22 protein-coding genes are annotated in these 22,551 nt (G+C 69.1%); 10 read left to right on the top strand and 12 right to left on the bottom strand.

The window, feature by feature from the left end; translation table 11 throughout:
• Positions 1 to 8: 8 nt before the first annotated feature.
• A complete protein-coding gene (locus AC07DF_RS12575; protein WP_478969848.1) occupies positions 9 to 473 on the bottom strand; it encodes a MarR family winged helix-turn-helix transcriptional regulator in 465 nt (154 codons plus the stop codon).
• A gap of 141 nt (positions 474 to 614) precedes the next feature.
• Between AC07DF_RS12575 and AC07DF_RS12570 the strand changes: the two genes are divergently transcribed.
• Positions 615 to 1,823 carry an MFS transporter gene (locus AC07DF_RS12570; protein ID WP_478969846.1) on the top strand — a complete coding sequence of 403 codons (1,209 nt, stop codon included), beginning with the start codon at positions 615 to 617 and terminating at the stop codon, positions 1,821 to 1,823.
• 56 nt (positions 1,824 to 1,879) lie between these two features.
• Positions 1,880 to 2,302, top strand: a complete 423-nt coding sequence (locus AC07DF_RS12565; RefSeq protein ID WP_478969844.1) for a GlcG/HbpS family heme-binding protein — start codon at positions 1,880 to 1,882, stop codon at positions 2,300 to 2,302.
• A gap of 67 nt (positions 2,303 to 2,369) precedes the next feature.
• Here the strand turns inward: AC07DF_RS12565 and AC07DF_RS12560 are convergent, their stop codons facing one another.
• Complete coding sequence (locus AC07DF_RS12560) at positions 2,370 to 3,236, bottom strand: GNAT family N-acetyltransferase (protein WP_478969842.1); 867 nt, start codon at positions 3,234 to 3,236, stop codon at positions 2,370 to 2,372.
• Positions 3,237 to 3,789: 553 nt separating this feature from the next.
• Here AC07DF_RS12560 and AC07DF_RS12555 point away from each other — a divergent pair.
• Positions 3,790 to 5,382 (top strand): globin domain-containing protein, encoded by a 1,593-nt coding sequence (locus AC07DF_RS12555; protein ID WP_478969840.1) that lies wholly within the window; start codon positions 3,790 to 3,792, stop codon positions 5,380 to 5,382.
• A gap of 13 nt (positions 5,383 to 5,395) precedes the next feature.
• On the opposite strand, the gene AC07DF_RS12550 is transcribed toward AC07DF_RS12555, so the two are convergent.
• The 5 genes from AC07DF_RS12550 to AC07DF_RS12530 form a co-directional block, all read right to left on the bottom strand.
• Entirely contained in the window at positions 5,396 to 5,878 is a 483-nt protein-coding gene (locus AC07DF_RS12550) for an NUDIX domain-containing protein (protein WP_382492272.1), read from the bottom strand.
• An 87-nt stretch (positions 5,879 to 5,965) separates the two neighbouring features.
• Positions 5,966 to 6,871: a LysR family transcriptional regulator gene (locus AC07DF_RS12545; protein WP_478969837.1), complete on the bottom strand. Its 906-nt coding sequence runs from the start codon at positions 6,869 to 6,871 to the stop codon at positions 5,966 to 5,968.
• A 197-nt stretch (positions 6,872 to 7,068) separates the two neighbouring features.
• The gene (locus AC07DF_RS12540; protein WP_478969835.1) at positions 7,069 to 8,253 is read right to left on the bottom strand and encodes a cystathionine gamma-lyase; all 1,185 of its coding nucleotides are present in this window, start codon (positions 8,251 to 8,253) and stop codon (positions 7,069 to 7,071) included.
• Positions 8,250 to 8,741, bottom strand: a complete 492-nt coding sequence (locus tag AC07DF_RS12535; protein WP_478969833.1) for a low molecular weight protein-tyrosine-phosphatase — start codon at positions 8,739 to 8,741, stop codon at positions 8,250 to 8,252. Before AC07DF_RS12535 ends, AC07DF_RS12540 begins: the two co-directional genes overlap by 4 nt.
• A gap of 6 nt (positions 8,742 to 8,747) precedes the next feature.
• Positions 8,748 to 9,125 carry a phage holin family protein gene (locus tag AC07DF_RS12530; protein ID WP_478969831.1) on the bottom strand — a complete coding sequence of 126 codons (378 nt, stop codon included), beginning with the start codon at positions 9,123 to 9,125 and terminating at the stop codon, positions 8,748 to 8,750.
• 60 nt (positions 9,126 to 9,185) lie between these two features.
• Here AC07DF_RS12530 and AC07DF_RS12525 point away from each other — a divergent pair, with 60 nt between their 5' ends.
• The 4 genes from AC07DF_RS12525 to AC07DF_RS12510 all read left to right on the top strand — a co-directional run bounded on the left by AC07DF_RS12525 (position 9,186) and on the right by AC07DF_RS12510 (position 11,476).
• Positions 9,186 to 9,503, top strand: coding sequence for a cupin domain-containing protein (locus AC07DF_RS12525; protein ID WP_184593813.1), 318 nt, complete (start codon positions 9,186 to 9,188; stop codon positions 9,501 to 9,503).
• A gap of 155 nt (positions 9,504 to 9,658) precedes the next feature.
• Positions 9,659 to 9,871, top strand: a complete 213-nt coding sequence (locus tag AC07DF_RS12520; protein ID WP_020271174.1) for a DUF5326 family protein — start codon at positions 9,659 to 9,661, stop codon at positions 9,869 to 9,871.
• A gap of 346 nt (positions 9,872 to 10,217) precedes the next feature.
• Complete coding sequence (locus AC07DF_RS12515; RefSeq protein WP_478969828.1) at positions 10,218 to 10,943, top strand: IclR family transcriptional regulator; 726 nt, start codon at positions 10,218 to 10,220, stop codon at positions 10,941 to 10,943.
• Positions 10,944 to 11,041: 98 nt separating this feature from the next.
• Entirely contained in the window at positions 11,042 to 11,476 is a 435-nt protein-coding gene (locus AC07DF_RS12510; RefSeq protein WP_184593809.1) for an SsgA family sporulation/cell division regulator, read from the top strand.
• A gap of 103 nt (positions 11,477 to 11,579) precedes the next feature.
• Here the strand turns inward: AC07DF_RS12510 and AC07DF_RS12505 are convergent, their stop codons facing one another.
• Positions 11,580 to 13,253 carry a YibE/F family protein gene (locus AC07DF_RS12505; protein WP_478969826.1) on the bottom strand — a complete coding sequence of 558 codons (1,674 nt, stop codon included), beginning with the start codon at positions 13,251 to 13,253 and terminating at the stop codon, positions 11,580 to 11,582.
• 254 nt (positions 13,254 to 13,507) lie between these two features.
• On the opposite strand from AC07DF_RS12505, the gene thiC reads away from it, so the two are divergent.
• Positions 13,508 to 15,292: a phosphomethylpyrimidine synthase ThiC gene (gene thiC, locus AC07DF_RS12500; RefSeq protein ID WP_478969824.1), complete on the top strand. Its 1,785-nt coding sequence runs from the start codon at positions 13,508 to 13,510 to the stop codon at positions 15,290 to 15,292.
• A 110-nt stretch (positions 15,293 to 15,402) separates the two neighbouring features.
• On the opposite strand, the gene AC07DF_RS12495 is transcribed toward thiC, so the two are convergent.
• The 3 genes from AC07DF_RS12495 to AC07DF_RS12485 all read right to left on the bottom strand — a co-directional run bounded on the left by AC07DF_RS12495 (position 15,403) and on the right by AC07DF_RS12485 (position 18,968).
• The gene (locus tag AC07DF_RS12495; protein WP_478969822.1) at positions 15,403 to 16,269 is read right to left on the bottom strand and encodes a hypothetical protein; all 867 of its coding nucleotides are present in this window, start codon (positions 16,267 to 16,269) and stop codon (positions 15,403 to 15,405) included.
• Between the two features lie 183 nt (positions 16,270 to 16,452).
• Positions 16,453 to 17,544, bottom strand: coding sequence for a metallophosphoesterase family protein (locus tag AC07DF_RS12490; RefSeq protein ID WP_478969820.1), 1,092 nt, complete (start codon positions 17,542 to 17,544; stop codon positions 16,453 to 16,455).
• Between the two features lie 311 nt (positions 17,545 to 17,855).
• A complete protein-coding gene (locus tag AC07DF_RS12485) occupies positions 17,856 to 18,968 on the bottom strand; it encodes a LacI family DNA-binding transcriptional regulator (protein ID WP_454359181.1) in 1,113 nt (370 codons plus the stop codon).
• A 432-nt stretch (positions 18,969 to 19,400) separates the two neighbouring features.
• Between AC07DF_RS12485 and hisC the strand changes: the two genes are divergently transcribed.
• Positions 19,401 to 20,480 (top strand): histidinol-phosphate transaminase, encoded by a 1,080-nt coding sequence (gene hisC, locus AC07DF_RS12480; protein ID WP_478969818.1) that lies wholly within the window; start codon positions 19,401 to 19,403, stop codon positions 20,478 to 20,480.
• Between the two features lie 23 nt (positions 20,481 to 20,503).
• Here the strand turns inward: hisC and AC07DF_RS12475 are convergent, their stop codons facing one another.
• Positions 20,504 to 20,890, bottom strand: a complete 387-nt coding sequence (locus tag AC07DF_RS12475) for a cyclophilin-like fold protein (RefSeq protein ID WP_478969816.1) — start codon at positions 20,888 to 20,890, stop codon at positions 20,504 to 20,506.
• Positions 20,891 to 21,029: 139 nt separating this feature from the next.
• Here AC07DF_RS12475 and AC07DF_RS12470 point away from each other — a divergent pair, with 139 nt between their 5' ends.
• On the top strand, positions 21,030 to 22,538 hold the full coding sequence (locus tag AC07DF_RS12470) for a cytochrome ubiquinol oxidase subunit I (protein WP_382492331.1): 1,509 nt from the start codon (positions 21,030 to 21,032) through the stop codon (positions 22,536 to 22,538).
• Positions 22,539 to 22,551 lie beyond the last annotated feature (13 nt).

The raw sequence follows: 22,551 nt of genomic DNA, 5'->3' as shown, positions 1-22,551 counted from the left end.
GAAGCGTCCTATGCGGGCACCGGGGCCTTCAGTGTCTCGATCACCCGGACCAGTGGGGCCAGCTCGGGGTTCTTCGCCGCCTCGTCCAGAGCCTCACGCAGGGCGGCGTCATTGGTCGGCCGTGCCGCTTCCAGCAACGCGAGGCCGGTCTCGGTGACGTTCGTGTAGATGCCCCGGCGGTCGGTGGGGCACAGATAGCGCTCCAGGAGCCCGCGGTCCTCGAGGCGGGTGACCAGGCGCGTGGTGGCGCTCTGGCTGAGCACGACCGCGTCGGCGACCTGCTTCATCTGCAGATGGCCGCCGTCCCCGTCGTGTTGCCGGCTGAGCACGTCCAGCAGGGAGTACTCCCGCGCGCTCAGGTCGTGCTTGGCCTGTAGGGCGCGCTCGATGTGGCCCTCGATCCTCCCGTGCAGCAGGGAAAGGGCGCACCAGCCCTGGGCGAGCGCGGTGAGCGCGGGGTCCGTCGCTGTCATTGGCGTTTCCTCCGTCCCGGAGCGGCTGACACCCAGGGTAGAGCAGCATCGCAATTGACGGCATTTGCCCATAGCCCGCGCATGCAACTATTGTGGACGCACGTAAAGCGCTCCTGCAATCTTCTGGGAAGGTAACCCTCCATGCCTCTCGCGCTTCTGGCCCTCGCGATCGGGGCCTTCGGGATCGGAACGACGGAATTCGTGATCATGGGCTTGCTGCCCCAGGTCGCGGGCGATTACGGGGTCTCCATCCCCACCGCCGGGTTCCTGGTGACCGGCTACGCACTCGGTGTGATGTTCGGCGCCCCGCTGATGACCGTTCTCGGCACCAAGGTCTCCCGCAAGCGGATGCTGATGGCGCTGATGGGCCTCTTCATCGTCGGCAACCTGCTCTCGGCTCTCGCTCCTGTCTTCTCCGTCATGCTGATCGGCCGGATCGTCGCCTCGCTGGCCCATGGCGCCTTCTTCGGTATCGGATCGGTCGTCGCGGCCGAACTGGTGGCCCCGGACAAGAAGGCCGGAGCCATTTCGATGATGTTCACCGGTCTGACCGTCGCCAACGTCGTCGGCGTCCCGCTGGGCACGCTCGTCGGGCAGTCCGTCGGCTGGCGCGTGACCTTCGGCATCGTCGCCGCCCTCGGTGTCATCGGCCTGGCCGGCATCGCCCGGCTCGTCCCCGACATGCCCAAGCCGGAGGGCGTGCGCCTGCGGCACGAGCTGGCCGCCTTCAAGAACGTGCAGGTGCTGCTCGCGATGGCGATGACCGTCCTCGGCTTCGGCGGTGTCTTCGCGGCCATCACCTACATCGCGCCGATGATGACGCACGTCGCCGGCTTCGCCGACGGCTCCGTCACCTGGCTGCTGGTCCTCTTCGGCCTCGGCATGGTCGGCGGCAACCTCGTCGGCGGCAAGTTCGCCGACCGCGCCCTGATGCCCATGCTGTACGTCTCCCTGAGCGCCCTGGCCGTCGTCCTGGCGCTGTTCACCCTCACCGCGCACGACAAGCTGCTGTCAGCCGTCACGATCGCTCTGATCGGCGCCCTGGGCTTCGCCACCGTCCCGCCGCTCCAGAAGCGGGTCCTCGACCAGGCGCACGGCGCCCCGACCCTGGCCTCCGCCGTGAACATCGGCGCCTTCAACCTCGGCAACGCCCTCTCCGCGTGGCTCGGCGGCCTCGTGATCGGCGCGGGCTTCGGCTACACCGCCCCCAACTGGGTCGGTGCCGGCCTGGCCGCGGGCGCCCTGCTCCTGGCCTTCCTCTCGGCCGCTCTCGAGCGCCGCGCCGGTGTCCCCAGCGCCGTGGTCGCGGGAGCCGCGCCGGCCGAGCAGCGGACCGCCGTCCACCACTGAGCGACCGGGCCCTTCCTGACCGGACCAACCTGCAAGTTCCCTAGGAGAACTGCCTCATGAGCACCACGACAGCCGTGATCCCGCTGACCACCCAGGACGCCGAGGTCCTCGTCACCGCCGCCCGCCGAGCCGCCGAGGCCGCAGGCGCGACCGTCAGCGTCACCGTCCTGGACGCGGGCGCCCATCTGCTCGCCTTCCGGCGCGACGACCGTGCCGTGCTGATCTCCGGCGAGACCAGCACCCGCAAGGCCTACACCGCTCTCCAGTTGAACGCTCCCACCGCCGACCTCGTCGACGCCGTGCAGCCCGGAGGCCCCTTCCACACGCTGCCGACCGCGCTCGACCGGCCGCTGCTGTTCATCGCGGGCGGCGTGCCGGTGCACCGCGACGGTCGCCTGCTCGGCGCGATCGGCGTCGGCGGTGGCGCCCCGGAGCAGGACCACGCCTTCGCCACGACCGCCGTGGAGGCCCTTGTCTGACCTGGCCCCGCAACGCGACTACGCCGGCTCCCCGATCCTGGGGAGCCGGCGTAGTCGTATGGGCCCTTCAGCCCGCCGCGACCGTGACCGGCGCGAACCGGCGGGTCCAGTCTCCGGGCAGCTCGGTGATCCCGTACACCATCACCGAGTTGAAGGCGATGGACGCCATTCCGCGCTCCTTCACCCACGCGAGGAGCTCTTCGTGCCGTACGTCGATATCGGTGCGCAGCGGGCGATCGGTGTGAGCCGCGAGGGAGGCGATGAGCGCCTGGGCGACCGCCGTGTCACGTGCGATGAGAGGGCCGACGACATGGGTGTCCATGTTGGGCCAGGCGGCCGCGTATCCGATGATCCGCCCGTCCTGCTCGGCCACGCGCAACTGGTCGGCGAAGGCGGGCAGTCGCGTGATGATGTGAGTGCGGTCGGTCCCGAACGCCTGCTCGTCGAGCCGGAGGATGGCGGCGAGGTCCTCGGCGGTCGCGGCGCGAGTGGCGACTTTCGGCTCCGGTCCGCCCCCCGTGAAGTGCCCGCTGACCATCTCCGCCCGCCCGGTGACCTTGAAGCCGAGTTCCTCGTAGAGAGGGCGGCCGTTCGGGGTCGCGTGCAGGGTGAGGGGCGTGGGGCCCATCGTTGAGACGACATGGCGCATCAGCCGGCGTCCGACGCCCTGTCCCGCATGCCGCTCGGCGACCAGGACCATGCCGATCGCCGCCAGGGCGGGGTGTTCGTGCGGTCCGTACTCGGTGACGACACAGGCGCTCACGAGGCCGCCGTCGGGGTCATCGATGCCGTAGCCCTTCCCGGCTGTGAGGAGGAAGCCCCACTTGTGCTCCTCCCGTGGCCACCCCCGGTCCTGAGACAAATCGGCGCAGGCGGCGAGATCGCGGAGCGTCAGACGACGGATGGGCAGAGAGGCAAGGGAAGGAGTCGGCACGCAGGTCAGGCTGTCCGACAGGGACCCCTGACGTCCACCTGTTTCCCCGGACCCATACGAGCTTTTGGCCAGTTGTAGCCGTCTGCACAGAGAGCTGTCAGACGCCGGACGTTTCACGTGAAACACCGGCGTGATGGGCAGTAGTTGGCGGCACTGATGATTCGCGCGGTGCCCTTATTCGTGACGGGGGAAGGGGGACTTGTGTGCACGGCGGTGGCCGGTAGGGTCGACTCCGGTTCGCATTCGGGGCGGGTGACCCGTTCCGTGCGGGCCGCGTGCAAGGCAATGCAGCCTAATGGGACGGAGAGATCGAAGACCCACGTTTTCGGTTATGCGACTGAGCCGTCCAGACGAGTGGGAAGCTCGGGTGAGAACACTGCGGGCAATGTCACACTCTTGCCTACTTGTCCGTACGGAGCCGAAATACGGGTTGAATGTGGCCGCATTGGCCACGACATGGATGGGAACGCAGTCCGTCCACGGGGGAAAGCAGGCACCTTCCGACTAGGGAAGTGCGCAGACCGACCGAAAGATGCTCGAGGCGAGGCACACCATGGACGCTCCGACCACCACGTCGGCCGACAACGGCACTTCCGGCGGCGGGGGCGGCTGGTTCACGCCCCGCAAGAAGCCGACCACGACGCCGGACAGCGAGTCCGGTACGCCTGAGGGGCGTCGCCCGGCCGCGGTACGCCCCGTGGGCAGGCCGACCGCCGCTCCGGAGACTCCGGCCGACGGCACGACGGTGCCGCCCGCTTCGACGACCGGCGGCGCGAGCACCGGTGGGCCGGAACAGGGACGTGAGCCCCCGGAAGCGATACCCACGCCCTCCCCCCTGGCCGCACAGCACGCCTCGTCTCCCGCGGCCGCAGGCGTCGCCGCCTCCTCGTCAGCAGGTCCCGCGCCCACGGCGCTCACACCGGCGCCCTTCGCCTCCACCGCACCCGGCCCCGACGAGACGCGGGTCCCCTCCCAGCGGCCCGCCCCCGTGTCGACCCCGGGCCAAGCCGCCTCCGCCCCGGCCAGGGAGGCGTCCCCGGACGCCATCCTCATCCGCCGCGCCATGGCCGAGGTCGCACCCGTGGCCGAGAAGGTCACGTCGTACTTCTACGCCCTGCTCTTCGTCCGCTACCCGGACCTGCGGCCGCTGTTCCCGGCCGCGATGGACACCCAGCGGGACCGGCTGCTCAAGGCGCTGCTGACGGCCGCCGAGCACATCGACAACACCGAGGTCCTGGTCGACTACCTCCAGAACCTCGGCCGCGGCCACCGGAAGTACGGAACGCGGGCCGAGCACTACCCGGCCGTCGGGGAATGCCTCATCGGCGCCCTGAGCAAGTACGCCGCCGAGGTCTGGAACGAGGAGATGGAGGCGGCCTGGGTCCGGGCGTACACCACCATCTCGCAGGTGATGATCGACGCGGCGGCCAGGGACGAACTGCGTGCCCCGCCCTGGTGGTACGCCGAGGTCGTCACGCACGACCTCAGAACTCCCGACGTCGCGGTCATCACCGTCCGACCCGACCAGCCGTACCCCTTCCTCGCCGGGCAGTACACGAGCGTCGAGACGCCCTGGTGGCCCCGGATCTGGCGGCACTACTCCTTCGCCTCGGCGCCCCGCTCCGACGGCCTGCTGTCGTTCCACGTGAAGGCCGTTCCGGCGGGGTGGGTTTCCAACGCCCTGGTGCACCGTGCCCGCCCCGGCGACATCATCCGGCTCGGTCCGCCCGCCGGCGCCATGACCGTGGACCACACCACCGAGAGCGGCCTGCTCTGCGTGGGCGGCGGCACCGGCATAGCGCCCATCAAGGCACTGGTCGAAGACGTCGCCGAGCACGGGGACCGCCGGCCGGTCGAGGTCTTCTACGGGGCCCGCACGGATCACGACCTGTACGACATCGACACCATGCTCCGCCTCCAGCAGAGCCACCCCTGGCTCTCGGTCCGCGCGATCATCGACCAGCAGGCGAACCAGCAACTGCCGGACGCGATACGCGCCTACGGACCATGGGACGAGTTCGAGGCCTATCTCTCGGGCCCGCCCGGGATGATCCGCAGCGGTGTGGACGCCCTGAGGGACGTCGGCATCCCGTCGGACCGCATACGGCACGACTCCGTGGAGGAACTGGTCGCGGCCGGGTCCTGATCCGCTGCCGGTGTCAGCCCAGGTCGGGGGCGTGCATAGCGCGTACGCCCTCGATGTTGCCGTCCAGGTAATGCCGCAGCGACAGCGGCACCAGGTGGACGGAGGCGATCCCGACACGGGTGAAGGGCACGCGCACGATCTCGTACTCACCGACGGGTTCGTCCACCTCGGGGCCGTGGCGGAGGGACGGGTCCATGGACTCAAGGTGGCAGACGAAGAAGTGCTGCACCTTCACACCGGTCGCGCCGCCGTCCTCCCCGATGTGCTCCATGGTGTCCACGAAGCAGGGCACCACATCGGTGATCTTGGCGCCGAGCTCCTCGTACACCTCTCGGTGCAAGGCGTCGACGACGGTCGAGTCGTCGGGCTCGACCCCGCCGCCGGGAGTGAGCCAGTAGGGATCCACGCCCGGCTTGGTGCGCTTGATCAGGATCAGGTCGTCACCGTCCAGCAGAACGGCACGGGCGGTGCGCTTGACCACAGGTCGGACGGTCATGAGTGAAATGTGGCCCGGCTGGTTCCACGTGAAACATCGCGAATCGTCACCGGCCGAGCCCTCAGAGTGAGGCACTGTCCCGGCACCTCAGCACCAGTCGGCCGAGGCTCGCTGCAACCACTCATGGGCACGCGCTATGTGAGGCATCGCGAGCGTCCCGGTGCGGACCACCAGGAAGTAGGTCCGCAGCGGCGGGACCGCCGGCTCGTGCAGGGCGACGACGTGACCCCGCTCCAGCGCGGCCGCACACAGATAGCGCGGGAGCACCGCCAGGCCCGCCCCCGCGACCGCACAGGCCAGGACCGCACGCAGGTCGGGAACGATGACCGTGCCCGGGGCGGCGGGGCGCGAGTCGAAGACGGAGGCCCAGTAGCGGGAGACGAAGGGCAGGGACTCGTGCACCTCCACCACGGGCACCTGCTCAAGGGATGGTTCCGGCTTACGGTCCGGCTGCCCGGCGCCGATCTGTTCGGCCCAGCGCGGGGCGGCGACCAGGACGTGCTCCTCGTCGCAGAGCGCAGTCGCCGTGAGCAGGGCGCCCCGTGGCTGGGCCGTACTGATGGCCAGATCGTGATGCCCGGCGGACAGTCCTTCCAGCGTTTCCTCGGCGTTTCCGAAGGAGGCGCGCAGGGCGAAGCCCTGACCGTCCTCGCCGATCAGCTCCGTGAGCGCGGGCAGGGCTCGTTCGGCGGTGAACTCCGGAGGTCCGGCGAGATGCAGCGTCCGTAAGGAGGAGTCGTCGTCGAGGCCGGTCTCCGTTATCTCCACCAGGGCGTCGAGATGCGGCGCGGCCTTGTGGGCGAGTTCGTCGCCGATGCTCGTCGGTGTCACACCACGGGCCTGCCGCAGGAACAGCGGGCGTCCCAGCTGCCGCTCCAGCGTCCGTATCTGCGAGGTGACGGCGGGCTGGGAGAGGCCGAGCAGGGCGGCGGCGCGAGTGAAGGAGCCGGCCCGGTGCACGGTCACGAAGGTCCGCAGCAAGGCCAGATCCACCGCACGCTCTCCCCTCTTCGGCCCCGCTCCCGGCCCTACGGCCGCGCTCAACTATAAATAAGTCGATAGGTCTCTGTCGCTACTGTGATTGGACACTGACAGAGAGTCAACTAGCCTTGGTCGCGCGGTTCTTGCGCGCGGAACCGGAGGACGGTCCGAGCCACGAGGGGGGAGGCTCGGACCGTCCGTGGGGGAGATCAGGCTGCCGACGTGTCCAGTGCCCGCAGTACGTCCGCCACCAGGTCCTCCGGGTCCTCGGCTCCGACCGACAGGCGGATGAAGCCCTCCGGGACCGCGTCGCCGCCCCAGCGTCCCCGGCGTTCGGCCGTGGACCGTACTCCGCCGAAGCTCGTCGCGTCGTCCACGAGCCGCAGCGCGTCGAGGAAACGGTCGGCCCGCGCGCGCGTGGGCAGGGTGAACGACACCACGCACCCATAGCGCCGCATCTGCTGAGCCGCGATCTTGTGCGCCGGGTCGTCGGGGAGTCCGGGATAGCGCAGTCCGGTCACCTCGGGACGCTCGCGCAGCGCTTCGGCGACCGCCAGGGCGGTCGTGCTCTGCCGGTCGACCCGCAGCTGCAGCGTCGCGATCGAACGGTGCGCGAGCCAGGCTTCCATGGGCCCGGGAATCGCTCCGACGACCTTGCGCCAGCGGCGTACGGCGGCCATGGCCTCGGCGTCACGGCCGACGACGTAGCCCAGGAGGATGTCGCCGTGCCCCGTGAGTTGCTTGGTGCCGCTGGCCACCGCGAAGTCGGCGCCGAGCTCCAAGGGGCGCTGGCCGAGCGGCGTCGCGAGGGTGTTGTCGACGGCCACCAGGGCACCACGCGTGTGTGCCGCGTCGGCGAGCCGCCGGATGTCGCAGACGTCGAGCCCGGGGTTGGACGGCGTCTCGATCCACAGCAGCTTCGCGCCGTCCAGGACGTCGAGCTGGGCGTCGCCGCGGGTCGGCGCGGTGCGCACCTCGATGCCGTATGCCTCCAGCTGGCCGCGGACCAGGGGCAGTGCCTGATACCCGTCGTCGGGCAGGACGCACACATCACCGGTGCGCAGCTGGGAGAAGAGCACGGCCGAAGTCGCGGCCATGCCTGAGGCGAAGACGAGCGTCTCGACATCGTCCCGGCCGGGCGCCTCCAGCTCGCCGACGGCGCGCTCCAGCAGGGTCCAGGTCGGGTTCTCGTCACGGCCGTAGGTGTACGGGCCGGTCGGGTCGCCCGGCAGATGGAAGTGGGCGGCGAACACCGGTCCGGGCAGCGTGGGCTCGTACTTGACCGGCTCGGGCAGCCCGGCCCGTACGGTCCGCGTGCCGTCGCCGGTGTCGGCGGCGGTCAGGGCCGCGTCGCCCGTCGATCCGCCCTGGTCACCTGTCGCCGACTCACTCATGCCACTCGTCCCTCCACGTCCTCACGCACTGCGGCAAGCAGACCGGCGCTCGCCGCCTCCACCATCTCAAGGCACTCGTCGAAACCGTCCGCGCCCCCGTAGTAGGGGTCCGGTACGTCGCGGTCATCGCCGGCGGCGGGGTCGTAGGAGCGGAGCAGCCGGACCTTCCGCGCGTCCTCCTCCGTGGGCGCGAGGCGGCGCAGGACGCCGAGGTGGCCGGAGTCGAGGGCGACGACCAGGTCGAGGTGGGAGAACCACGACGGCTGGAACTGCCGGGCCGTGTGGCCGGTGGCGTAGCCGTTCTCCGCCAGGACGGCCGCCGTGCGCGGGTCGGCGCCGTCGCCCTCGTGCCAGCCGCCCGTGCCTGCGCTGTCGACCTCGACCAGGCCGTCGAGTCCGGCCTCCGCCACGCGGGCCCGGAAGACGATCTCGGCCATCGGGGAACGGCAGATGTTCCCCGTGCAGACGAAGCAGACGCGATACGTCATAGGCGTTCAGTCCCCGTCGGGCAGGACGACGTGCAGGGCCCAGGAGACCACAGAGATGATCAGGCCGCCCAGGACGGCCGTCCAGAAGCCGTCCACCTGGAAGCTCAGGTCGAACTGGTCGGCCAGCCACGAGGTCAGCAACAGCATCAGCGCGTTGACGACCAGGGTGAACAGGCCGAGCGTCAATATCAGCAGCGGGAGGCTGAGCAGCTTGACGAGCGGCTTGACCAGGAAGTTCACCAGGCCGAAGATCAGCGCGACGATGATCAGGGTGCCGATCTTCTTGCCCGTGCTGTCACCGGTCAGGGTGATCTTGTCGAGCAGCCATACGGCGACCGCCAGGGCACCGGCGTTGGCGATCGTCTTGACTACGAAATTCTTCATGTGTCTGATCGTGGCAGACCTGATCGGGCACGGGCACTAGAGGCAGGGGCGGACTAGGCGATGAAGGCATTCCGGCTGGACGAACTGGAGGCGGAGCGCGCCGCCAACGAGGGCGCCTACCTGCAGTTTCTGCGGGCGCAGAACATGTCGGTCGGTCTGTACGCCCTCGACGCGGGCGAGCAGGATCCACAGAAGCCGCACAATCAGGACGAGGTCTACTTCGTTGTGAGCGGCCGTGCCGCGATCACCGTCGGCCTGGAGACGACCCAGGTGGCACGCGGCAGCGTGGTCTACGTGCCGGCGGGCGTCGCCCACAAGTTCCACCACATCACCGAGGACCTCAGGGTGCTGGTGGTGTTCTCTCCGCCCGAGAGCTGACGGACCGCCTCGGGGTTCCCTAGGGGTTCGGTCAGGGGAGGACAAGGGGTGCGAAGCCTCCGCCCGGCCCCCTCCCGGACCTAGCATCGAGTGCGGAACGTCAGAAGACCGACAGGACCCGGCACTCGAACGGGTGGAGAGGTAAGGACGAGGCGATGCGAGAGATCTTCACGGGACTGCCGTGGTGGGTGAAGTGGATCGCGGTGCCGGTCATCGCCCTGGTCGTGTTCGGCGGGCTGATCGCCAGTGTGGTCGGCTTCGTCATCGGACTGCTCTTCAAGGTGCTGGTCTTCGTGGCGCTCGTCGGCGGACTGATCTATGTCGTACGGAAGTTCACGTCGAGCTCCTCGTCGCGCAGCGACTGGTGAGACCGGTGGGAAACCGGTGGGGGTAGCGGGAAACACTCGGAATGACCCGTTCCCTCGGGCGGGGGAAGTTTCCCGGCCGGGCCGTCTGCGTGCGGTGGCAGACGAATAGAGTCCGGCTCGACGCGGGGACATCCCCGCGAGCGGCACACACCCCCACCCGTGTTCCTCCGCACGGGTCGGGCCCCTCGCGCTTCGGGAGTGACCCTTGGCCCCGGCTGACATCGCACCGGCCCACCTGCGCAGCGTCCCCGCGCAACCGCGCTCGGCGGCACCCTGCACACCACCGCCTGCCACCACACCACCCCCTCCCGCCGGACCCCCGCCTCCGGCGACCCTCATCGGATCCGTGCAGCGCGCCATGCGCCTGCTGGAAACCGTCGCCGGACATGACTACGGCGCCCCCGCCAAGCAACTCGCCCGCGAGACCGGGCTGGCACTGCCCACGACGTACCACCTGCTGCGCACCCTCGTGCACGAGGGCTATCTGCGCCGGGACAAGGGCCTGTTCTTCCTCGGTGAGGCCGCCGAACGGCTGAGCGGCAGCGGGGCGCGGCAGAAACGTCGCAGCACGGTGGTCGACACGCTCGCCCAGTGGCGAGACCTGCTCGGCGTCCCCGTCTACTACGCGGCGTACCGCGAGGGCGAGATCGAAGTCATGTGCGTTTCCGAGACCCCGGGCATCCCGGCGGTCGAGGAGTGGGCCGACTTCCGGGAGACCGGGCACGCGCATGCCATCGGGCAGTGCCTGCTGTCCCAGCTGGACGAGGAGGCCCGTCGCGATCACCTCGACCGCTACCCGGTGCAGCCCCTCACGCCGTACACGGTGCGGGACAACCACAGCCTGCTCCGGCGTCTGGAGCGGATGCGGCGGATGGAACCGGTGACCGAGCGTCAGGAGTACGCCCTGGGCGCGGTCTGCGCGGCGATTCCGCTCACCCTCGGCACCACGGCCGCGACGATGGCCATCTCCCTGCCCGCCCATCAGGAGGACCGGCTGCTGCCCGCGGCCCGGCAGTTGCAGAGCGAGATCGAGCGGCGACTCGGTTCGCTGGCGCTCTCTATCAGTATGTGAAAACTCACTCCTTGTGATCTGCTGTGTACGTTCAGCAAGATTCCACCAAGTGTCAGAGGTTCGTTCCCGGCCAGTCACGGCGAATGACGGGGTTAGCGATGCGCGAGTCCGTACAAGCAGAGGTCATGATGAGCTTTCTCGTCTCCGAGGAGCTCTCCTTCCGCATTCCGGTGGAGCTGCGCTATGAGACCAGTGATCCCTATGCCGTCCGGCTGACGTTCCACCTGCCCGGTGACGCGCCGGTGACGTGGGCCTTCGGCCGGGAGCTGCTGATCGACGGCGTCGGCCGACCGTGCGGCGAGGGTGATGTGCGGGTCACTCCCGTCGAACCGGACACGCTGGGCGAGGTGCTGATCAGGCTTCAGGTCGGCAGCGACCAGGCGTTGTTCCGGTCCTCCACGGCGCCGCTCGTCGCCTTCCTCGACCGCACCGACAAGCTGGTGCCGCTGGGTCAGGAAGGCTCGCTCGCCGACTTCGACGCCCACCTCGACGAGGCGCTGGACCGCATCCTGGCGGAACAGGGCGCCGGGTGAGACACCCGGCGGGCGGCACGGTGGAGTAACGCTTCGCCGGATGCCGCCGAGGCGTGCGGGAACGCTTCGGCGGAGTGGCGCTGGGACGTCTGGCTCAGAGACGTCAGCGCTTACGCCGCCGGCCCCTCCCCCCGCGTGCCGGGACCGCCGAGGCTTCCACGGCGCGCTCCTCCTTGGGGCGGTCGGCCGAGACCACGAGAGCGGCCAGAACGGTGGTGACCGGCACCGAGGCGACCAGGCCGATCGAACCGACCAGCGTGCGCACGATCTCCTCCGCGACCAGCTCGCTGTTGGCGACCGTCCCCACACCGCTCTGCGCGATGGAGAACAGCAGCAGCAGCGGCAGGGCGGCACCCGCATAGGCGAGGACGAGCGTGTTGACGACCGAGGCGATGTGGTCGCGGCCGATCCGGATGCCCGCGCGGTACAGCCCGCGCCAACCCATCGACGGATTGGCCTCGTGCAGCTCCCAGACCGACGACGTCTGCGTGACCGTCACGTCGTCGAGCACACCGAGTGAGCCGATGATGATGCCGGCGAGCAGCAGACCGCTCATGTCGATCGTCGGGTAGAGGCCGTGGATCAGGCCGGTGTTGTCGTCCGTGTTGCCGGTGAGCGCGGCCCAGTCGATGAACACCGAGCCGAGAACGCCGATCAGCAACAGGGAGATGAGGGTGCCGAGCACCGCCACGGAGGTTCGTGCGGACAAACCATGACATAGGTACAAGGCGATGAGCATGATGGCGCTCGAGCCCACCACCGCCACGACCAGCGGGTTCGAGCCCTGCAGGATCGCGGGCAGGATGAAGAAGTTCAGTACCAGGAAGCTCATGGCCAGTGCGATGAGGGCCATGACCCCCCGCAGCCGCCCGACGACCACGACGGCGACCGCGAAGATGCCGGCCAGCACGGCCAAGGGCAGACGGCGGTTGACGTCGGTGACCGAGTACTGCAGGTCCTTCGGTGCGGAGGGCTCGTAGGCGACCACGACCTTCTGGCCCTCGTGCAACTGGCGGGACTGGTCCGGCTGGATGATCTCGGTGAAGGTTCGGCCCTTGTCCTTGCCGCTGTCGACCCGGATCGTCGCCCGCTTGCAGGTGCCCTTCTCCTGCTGAACCGCGGAGGAGCCCTCGGCGGTGGAGGTGTCACCGGTCGGCGGGACTCCGGAGGCGCCGGCCTCCTTGCAGCTGATCTCCACGACCTTGGTGACCGAGGCCTGCTCGGTCTGCCGGTCGAAGCCGACGCCGGTGCGCTCGTGCGACGGGGCGCCGCCCGGCCACAGCACAACGAGACCGACCAGCACGGCCGCACCGAACGGGATCAGGATCGCCGCGATGATCTTGCGCAGATGCATGGAGACGGGCGCGGCCGGACCGTGGCTGTGCGAATGCCCGTGCCCGCCACCTGGCGCGGAACCAGGGCCGTGCCCGTCGCCTCCGCCGGTCCCGGAACCGTGCCCGTGCCCTGAGCCGGGTCCCTGCCCGTGCCCGGGTCCGTGCCCGTCTCCGGAACCCGGTCCCTGCCCGTCGCCGGGGCCGACTCCATGCCCACCGGCTGAGCCGCCGCCCTGGCCGTTGCCCGGCCCGTATCCCCCGGCAGAGCCGGAACCACGCTCACCACCGGCCCTGGGGCCTGCCCCGGGACCGAATCCAGCCCCCGGCCCATACCCGGACCCGGGGACAAAATCGTGGCCGTCTCCCCGGCCGTTGCCGTTTCCGGCGCCGGATCCGCGAGGCGGCTCGGGCGGTGGGTAAGGGGGACGCTGCGTCGTGGTCACCGACCGATCATCGCAAGAACGAGGGGGGCCCTCTGTTCACCGCGCCAGAATTGCCGCTAGCGTGGAGGCACCTTTTGTACACGCGGGAGCTCGGAGCACCGGGCTGAGAGGGCGCTGACCTCCGTCCCAGCGATGTTTCACATGAAACATCACCGAAGTCGAGTGATGTTTCACACGGAACGTCGGCAGACGGAAACCGCTGCGTCGACCGCCGAACCTGTTACCGGGTAATGCCGGCGTAGGGAGTAGGTCTCATGACCGACAAGGACGCACGCACGCCTGCCTCCGTTCAGGACGCACAGTCCGAGGAGGCCGGGAAGTCCATCGGCTGGCACAAGGCGTACGTCGAGGGCACTCGCCCCGACCTGCGCGTGCCGGTTCGTCAGGTGCATCTCACCAACGGACAGGCTGTCACGCTGTACGACACCTCGGGCCCGTACACCGATCCATCCATCGACACCGACGTCCGCAGGGGCCTGCCGCCGCTGCGCGAGAACTGGATCATCTCCCGCGGCGACACCGAGGAGTACGCGGGCCGCCCCGTCCGTCCCGAGGACGACGGCATCAAGCACACCTCGCCCCGCGGCGGCCTCCGCAACCTCGACGCCGTCTTCCCCGGCCGCCCGCGCCAGCCGCGGCGCAGCCGGGACGGTGCGGCGGTCACGCAGCTCGCGTACGCCCGCCGGGGCGAGATCACGCCCGAGATGGAGTACGTGGCCATTCGGGAGAACGTCTCGCCCGAGGTGGTCCGCGACGAGATAGCCGCGGGCCGGGCCGTGCTGCCGGCCAACGTCAACCACCCGGAGATCGAGCCGATGATCATCGGCAAGAGGTTCCTGGTGAAGGTCAACGCCAACATCGGCAACTCGGCGGTGACGTCCTCCATCGAGGAGGAGGTCGAGAAGATGACCTGGGCGACCCGCTGGGGCGCCGACACGGTCATGGACCTCTCCACGGGCCGCAACATCCACACCACGCGTGAGTGGGTGCTGCGCAACTCCCCCGTCCCCATCGGCACCGTGCCGCTCTACCAGGCCCTGGAGAAGGTCGACGGCCGGGCCGAGGAGCTGACCTGGGAGGTCTACAAGGACACGGTCATCGAACAGGCCGAGCAGGGCGTGGACTACATGACGGTCCACGCGGGCGTGCGCCTGGCCTATGTGCCGCTGACGGCCAACCGCAAGACAGGCATCGTCTCGCGCGGCGGCTCGATCATGGCCGCCTGGTGTCTCGCGCACCACCGGGAGTCGTTCCTGTACGAGCACTTCGAGGAACTCTGCGAGATCCTCGCCGCGTACGACGTCACGTACTCGCTCGGCGACGGCCTGCGGCCCGGCTCCATCGCGGACGCCAACGACGAGGCACAGTTCGCGGAACTGCGAACTCTCGGGGAACTCAACCGGATCGCCAAGCGTTTCAACGTACAGACCATGATCGAAGGCCCGGGCCATGTCCCGATGCACAAGATCAAGGAGAACATCGACCTTCAGCAGGAGATCTGCGATGAAGCTCCGTTCTATACGCTCGGCCCGCTGACCACGGACGTCGCCCCGGCGTACGACCACATCACCTCCGGCATCGGTGCCGCGATGATCGCCTGGTGGGGCACGGCCATGCTGTGCTACGTCACACCCAAGGAGCACTTGGGCCTGCCGAACCGTGACGACGTCAAGACCGGCGTCATCACCTACAAGATCGCCGCCCACGCAGCCGACGTCGCCAAGGGACACCCGGGTGCCCAGGAATGGGACGACGCGCTGTCCGACGCCCGCTTCGAGTTCCGGTGGGAGGACCAGTTCAACCTGGCCCTCGACCCGGACACGGCACGGGAGTTCCACGACGAGACCCTGCCGGCGGAGCCCGCCAAGACGGCTCACTTCTGCTCGATGTGCGGTCCCAAGTTCTGCAGCATGAAGATCTCGCAGGACATCCGCCGTGAACACGGCGGCACACGGACCGAGATCGAGGAAGGCATGGCCCAGAAGTCGAAGGAGTTCGCGGCGAGCGGGAACCGGGTGTACCTGCCGATCGCGGACTGATCCGGCCGCGCACAGCTGGGAACAGGCCGCGAGGCGGGCCGCACACGGGCCGCGGGGGTCGAGGGCCGGGGACACATGGTCCCTGGCCCCTGGCCCCGTGGCGGGTCCGGCTACTCCGGCTGGTGTTCCGGTGGTCCGTAGTCCGGGCTGGTGTAGTCCGGGCTGCTGTAGCTCGGCCGTGAGCCGCGGTCGCCGTCGCCCGGGCTGGTGAAACCCGGACGGTCGTAGCCGAGGTGCGGCATGCGGCTGATCGGCGTGGACGAGGACGTGTGGTGCAGCGCGGCGGCCGCGTCCGGGCTCACGAGTGCCTCGCGCAGGAAAGGCAGGATGCCCCGCTCCAGCAGGGCCTCGTGCCAGGCCTCCCTGGCGAGGGCCACCTCCCCTTGCAACTCGCCGTACGGACCGCCTTCGGCCGTCGGCTTGTTGCGCAGGGCGGTGAGCAGCAGTCCCACTGCGGCGACGAGGATCGCGACCGCGGTCACGGCGCCGAACACCCAGCCCGTGGTGAGCATGGTCCGGGCGAACCCCTGCTCGGGGTCGAGCATCTGCAGGATGTAGCCGACGAGCAGGAAGATCGCGGCGGCGGTCCCGGCCAGGACGGGTGCGAGGACGGCGACGACGGCGACGGCGCCCGCGCCGGCGGTCTCGGCGACCTCGCCCATGGCGGCGGCCAGCCCCGCCGGGCCCGTGCCCGGCTCGGAGGAGCCGGACTCGCGCACGGTCGGCGTGCTGGAAGACGCCGGCTGGCGCAGTTCCTCACGGACCTTGACGTAGTGCTGGTATTCGGTCGACGCGGCCGCCGTGATGAGTGCGGTGGCGTTCAGCGCCATGGTGCGCAGTTGTTCCGAGTTCAGCCGCTGTCCGACAGCGGTCAGTTCCGGACGGTGTGGTGCGGAGCGCAGCACCTCATCGAGGATCCGCTCGTATTCCTGGCGGTCCTCGCTCAGCAGGTGCTGCGGAACGCTGTTCATGTGCATCCCCCGATGCTCCGTAGGGCTTGGGGCTCGGCATGCTGACGAGCCGTCGGGCAGAAACGGAGGGGAGCCTGCTACGGATAAGCCGATGGTAGAGCCGTGGAGGTGGGCGGTGACAGGGGGTTTACCGAAATTGGCCCTTCACCCGTCCGGTCCTGTGACGGGAAACGCCTGCCCGGTGAACGTTCACGTAGCCAGGGGCAGTTGCTGGACCAGCAGCTTTCCGGCCATGGTCACGCCGCCGTCCATCGCGATGGCGAGTCCGTCGGCGTAGACGTGCGGTCCCTCGATCACCGGGTCGCCGCTGTCCTCGTCCTCTTCGGAGCCGACCTCGCCCAGCAGATACGGAATCGGGCTGTGCCCGTGAACGATGCGGGTGCCCCCGTACGTATCGAGCAGAGAGCGCACAGCGTCCGCGCCGCCCTCGTCGCGGAAGGAGAACCGCTTGGTGAACTTGCGGAACAGGTCCCAGACCTCGTCCGCGTCGTTGCGGGTGATCGTCTCGCGGACGGTGTCGTTGACCTCTTCGATGGAGCGGCCGTAGTCGAGGTAGGCGGTGGTGTCGGAGTGGACGAGCAGGTGGCCGTCGACCTCCTCGACGGCGTCGAGACGGGCCATCCACTGCAGGTGGTGGTCCTGGAGGCGATCCATGTCGGTCTTCTGGCCGCCGTTGAGCAGCCAGGCCGCTTGGAAGGTGGCGGTGCCCGCGCCGGAGTTGACCGGGGTGTCGCCGAACCGCTTGGCGCCGAGCAGCAGCAGCTCGTGGTTGCCCATGAGCGCCTTGCAGTAGCCGCCGGCCGCCGCGGCCTCGGCGGACAGCCGCATCACCAGGTCGATGACGCCGATGCCGTCCGGGCCGCGGTCGGTGAAGTCGCCGAGGAACCACAGCCGGGCGGTGCCCGCGCACCAGTTGCCCTCGGCGTCGAGGAGGCCCTTCTCCTGCAGAGCGGCCACCAGCTGGTCGAGATAGCCGTGGACGTCGCCCACGACGTACAGCGGGCCCTGTCCGGTGTTCGGGGGCGGGGCCGCGGCGGTTTCGGGGTCGACGGTCACCTGGACAGTGTCACCCCGGTTGACCACGGGAAGGTCGCGCTGGGTCGGCGTGTATCCCTCGGGATAGGTCTCCTCGGGCGGCGGAGCGACCTCGCCGGGGCTCGTGCTCTGGACGTACGGACCGGTCTCGTGGACGTACGCGGGCACCCGGAAGTCGCGCAACGTCGCCGTGCGCTCCACCTCGGGTCCCTGACCGGCCCCCTGAGTCATCGACCCCTCCACCATCAAGCCGCATCTGCACCGCATCGGACTGCCTGGTCGTAGCGGCCCGCCGGTGTCGTGGGCCCATCATAGGAATGCGGATCGCGCCATGTGATGACCCAGGGGTGGTGAATCAGAGCAAGAGTCCAGTTCATCGTGGCTTTCGCCCCGATTGGGCCGGGCTTTGACCACCGTGTGACCGTCCTCGCTTTCCTTCTCTTCGCGAGAACGATCCCTTCTCTCCGGGGGACCGGCCCTGTTTCTCCCCAGGCACGGGACTGTCCCCCCGACCGGGTCCGAGGTACCGGACCCGGGGGTTCCCCGGTACCGGGGAACTACGCCCCCTCGGGGGACCGCGGCGGGCTGACCGTCGTGCGCGGCGGGCGTCGCTGGGACGACGTGCGCACGATCAGCTCCGTCGGTATCACCTGCTCCACCGGCCGGTCGGATTCCACTCCCTCGATGGCGTCGATGAGGAGCTGGACCACCGCCGTGCCGATGCGGCGCGGCTTCAGGGAGAGCGTGGTGATGGGGGGCTCGGTGTTGGCGTACACGGTGGACTCGCTGCAGCAGACCAGCAGCAGGTCGTCCGGTACGCGCAGGCCGTAGCGGCGGGCGGCGGCGAGCAGATCGGTGCCGTTGGGGTCGAACAGCCCGTAGACCGCGTCGGGCCGGTCGGGGCGGGCGAGGAGCCGGTCGGCGGCGACCGCGCCCGCGCACGGATCGTGCGCCGGATAGGCCTCGTACACCGGATCCTGGCCGACGCGCTCGCACCAGCGCAGGTACGCGGTGGTCGACAGGTGGGTGTAGGTGTCCGTCGTCGTGCCGGTCAGCAGGCCGATGCGGCGGGCGCCGGCGTCGGCCAGGTGGTCGAGGATGCCGAGGACGGCGGCCTCGTGGTCGTTGTCGACCCAGGCCGTGACCGGCAGGGAGCCGGCCGGACGGCCGTCGGAGACGACCGGCAGGCCCTGCCGGACGAGTTCGCTGACGACCGGGTCCTGGTCGGAGGGGTCGATGACGACCGTGCCGTCCAGGGCGACGTTGGACCACACGTCGTGGCGGGAGGTCGCGGGCAGGATGACGAGGGCGTAGCCGCGGGCGAGCGCGGCGGAGGTGGCGGCCCGCGCCATCTCGGCGAAGTATGCGAACTCGGTGAAGGTGAAAGGTTCATCCCCGTACGTCGTCACGGTCAGGCCGATGAGTCCCGACTTGCCGGTACGGAGCGTCCGGGCGGCGGCCGAGGGCCGGTAGCCCAGCCGGTCGGCCACCTCGCGGACATGGCGCCGGGTGGCGTCCGGGAGCCGGCCCTTGCCGTTGAGGGCGTCGGAGACGGTCGTGATGGACACTCCGGCGGCGGCGGCCACGTCTCTGATACCCGCCCGGCCCGGCCGACTGCCTCGACGTGAGGTTTCCGCGCGGCTCACCTGGTGCTTCCCTGCTGCTGTCATGGCGAGCCGATAGTAGGGCTCATGCGGTGGGGTAGTGCGGACGCATATGCAGACATTGACAGGCACGTTTCTGCATGATCATTTAAGCTCAATCGCTTGGGAAACCAAGGGAGTTAAGCGCTCTCATGCCAGTACGTGACTTGTCGGCCCGCGCGAGCCTGCCAAGGGGGCGAGGTTGCGAAGAGGTCTCAACTCACCTGCACGGGGGATGCGCGCCACGGCGTGCACCACCGGCGCGTAGATATATGTGCAGCGCGCCCCCGGATTCGTACGCCTTGGTGCGGCGATGCCCCCTGATGCCGGTGGGACATCGGAGGCCGGCCTCCACCACTCCGTCGTGGGTGTACGCAGCGGCGCCGAATCCTCATAAGGTGAGGAGTATTGGATGTCGGCGGCGGTCATGGGCCGCCGGTCTTCGCGAGGAGGACTGCGGTGAGCGAGACGAGCCCCAAGCTGCGCGGCGAGCTGGAGGGAATCCCCACCTACAAGCCGGGCAAGCCCGCCGCGGCAGGCGGGCCGGTGGCCTACAAGCTGTCCTCCAACGAGAACCCTTATCCGCCGCTGCCGGGCGTGATGGAGACCGTGACGGCGGCGGCCGGCAACTTCAACCGCTACCCGGATTTGGCCTGTACGGCGCTGATGAACGAGCTGTCCGAGCGGTTCGGCGTGCCCCTCTCCCACCTGGCCACCGGCACCGGGTCGGTCGGTGTCGCCCAGCAGTTGATCCAGGCCACTTCCGGCCCCGGTGACGAGGTGATCTACGCCTGGCGGTCCTTCGAGGCGTACCCGATCATCACGCAGATCAGCGGCGCCCGGTCGGTACAGGTGCCGCTGACCTCCGGTGACGTGCACGACCTCGACGCGATGGCCGACGCGATCACCGACCGGACCCGGCTGATCTTCGTCTGTAACCCCAACAACCCGACCGGCACGGTCGTGCGGCGGGCGGAGCTGGAGCGCTTCCTCGATCGAGTGCCGGGAGACGTACTGGTGGTGCTCGACGAGGCCTACCGCGAGTTCATTCGCGACCCCGAGGTGCCGGACGGTGTCGAGCTCTACCGCGACCGGCCCAATGTCTGCGTCCTGCGCACCTTCTCCAAGGCGTACGGCCTGGCCGGACTGCGCGTCGGGTTCGCCATCGCCCACGAGCCGGTGGCGGCGGCGCTGCGCAAGACGGCGGTGCCGTTCGGGGTGAGCCAGCTCGCGCAGGAGGCGGCGATCGCCTCGATGCGTGCCGAGGACGAACTGTTCGGCCGGATCGGCTCGCTGGTGTGCGAGCGCACGCGCGTGGTCGACGGGCTGCGGGCCCAGGGCTGGCCGGTGCCCGAGACCCAGGCCAACTTCGTGTGGCTGCGGCTGGGGGAGCGCACAGTCGCGTTCGCGCAGGCGTGTGAGCAGGCGGGCGTGGTGATCCGGCCGTTCCCCGGTGAGGGTGTACGGGTCACGGTCGGAGAGACCGAGGCGAACGACATCTTCCTGAAGGTGGCGGAAGGGTTTCGCAAGGACCTGTAGTGCTCCGTGAGCCAGGCCCTGAGTCAGGCGTCTACGAGTTCCACGCGCACGGGGTCGCCGCCCCGCACGGTCGCGAGCAGGCCGGGGTCGCCGTCGATGCGGCCCAGGACATTGCACGGGCTTGCGAGGCGGCACTCCTCGCTCTGTGAGATCGGCGTGGGCCCGTAGGGGAGGGCGAGGGCGTCGCCGTCGGTCCAGAAGGCGACCGTGCCCGGCTCTACGACCTGTCGGGCACCTGTTTCACGTGAAACAGACACTCCGGTGTCGAAGTACACCTCCTCGCCCCAGGTGCGGGCGGTGGAGACGAGGGGCAGTGCCTGGGCGAGGGCCTGGGTGGTCCGGGTGTCGTCAAGGGTCGCGGTGAGGTGCCCCGCAGGCCAGGAGATCCGTATCTGTAGCGGTGTCTGCATGCCGTCGATTCAACAATGTGTTGAAGTTCGCGCCAAGGGGTCGAGCGTCACAGGGGCCCCCTTTGGGGCTCGAAAGTACGTGCGGCATAATGGCTTGTGAATGTGAACGCTTTCACAAGCGTAGGTAAGGAGCGGCGACGTGGACCTGGCTTTGGCGCCGGAGACCCTGGCGCGATGGCAGTTCGGCATCACCACCGTCTACCACTTTCTGTTCGTCCCCCTGACGATCTCGCTGGCCGCCCTCACGGCCGGACTGCAGACCGCCTGGGTGCGGACGGAGAAGGAGAAGTACCTCCGGGCGACGAAGTTCTGGGGCAAGCTCTTCCTGATCAACATCGCGATGGGCGTGGTCACCGGCATCGTGCAGGAGTTCCAGTTCGGCATGAACTGGTCCGACTACTCGCGCTTCGTCGGTGACGTCTTCGGTGCGCCACTCGCCTTCGAGGCCCTGATCGCCTTCTTCTTCGAGTCCACCTTCATCGGCCTGTGGATCTTCGGCTGGGACAAGCTGCCCAAGAAGATCCACCTGGCCTGTATATGGATGGTCTCGATCGGCACGATCTTGTCGGCCTACTTCATCCTGGCGGCCAACTCCTGGATGCAGCACCCGGTCGGCTACCGGATCAACGAGGCGAAGGGGCGCGCCGAGCTCACCGACTTCTGGCTGGTGCTGACCCAGAACACCGCGCTCGCCCAGGTCTTCCACACGCTCACCGCGGCCTTCCTGACCGGCGGCGCCTTCATGGTCGGCATCGCCGCCTTCCACCTGGTCCGCAAGAAGCACGTCCCCGTGATGAAGACCTCGCTGCGGCTGGGCCTGGTCACCGTCGTCATCGGCGGCATGCTCACCGCGATCAGCGGCGATGTCCTCGGCAAGATCATGTACGAGCAGCAGCCGATGAAGATGGCCGCGGCCGAGGCTCTCTGGGACGGCGAGAAGCCCGCTCCCTTCTCGATCTTCGCCGTCGGAGACGTCGACAAGGGGCACAACAAGGTCGCCATCGAGATCCCCGGCCTGCTGTCCTTCCTCGCCAAGGACGACTTCACCTCATACGTCCCCGGCATCAACGACGTCAACAAGGCCGAGCAGGAGAAGTACGGACCCGGCGACTACCGGCCCAACATCCCCGTCGCCTACTGGGGCTTCCGGTGGATGATCGGCTTCGGCATGACGTCGTTCGCCATCGGCCTGGCCGGACTGTGGCTGACCCGGAAGAAGTTCCTGCTGCCACAGCATCTGAGGGTGGGCGAGGACGAGGTGCCGCATCTCGTGCTCCTGCCGAAGAAGGCGCTCGGCCCGACCCTCACCAAGTGGTACTGGCGCATGGCGATCCTCACCCTGGGCTTCCCGCTGATCGCCAGCTCCTGGGGCTGGATCTTCACCGAGATGGGCCGCCAGCCGTGGGTCGTCTACGGCCTGTTCCAGACGCGTGACGCGGTCTCCCCCGGTGTCTCCCAGGCCGAGGTCATCACCTCGATGGTCGTCTTCACCACGCTGTACGCGATCCTCGCCGTCATCGAGGTCAAGCTGCTGGTCAAGTACGTCAAGGCGGGCCCGCCCGAGCTCACCGAGGCCGACCTCAACCCGCCCACGAAGATCGGCGGCGACTCCAGTGACGCCGACAAGCCGATGGCCTTCTCGTACTAGGCCGAGGGAGCTG

Source organism: Streptomyces sp. NPDC044719 (assembly GCF_056433405.1).
This window is presented reverse-complemented; position numbering and strand designations above follow the sequence as displayed.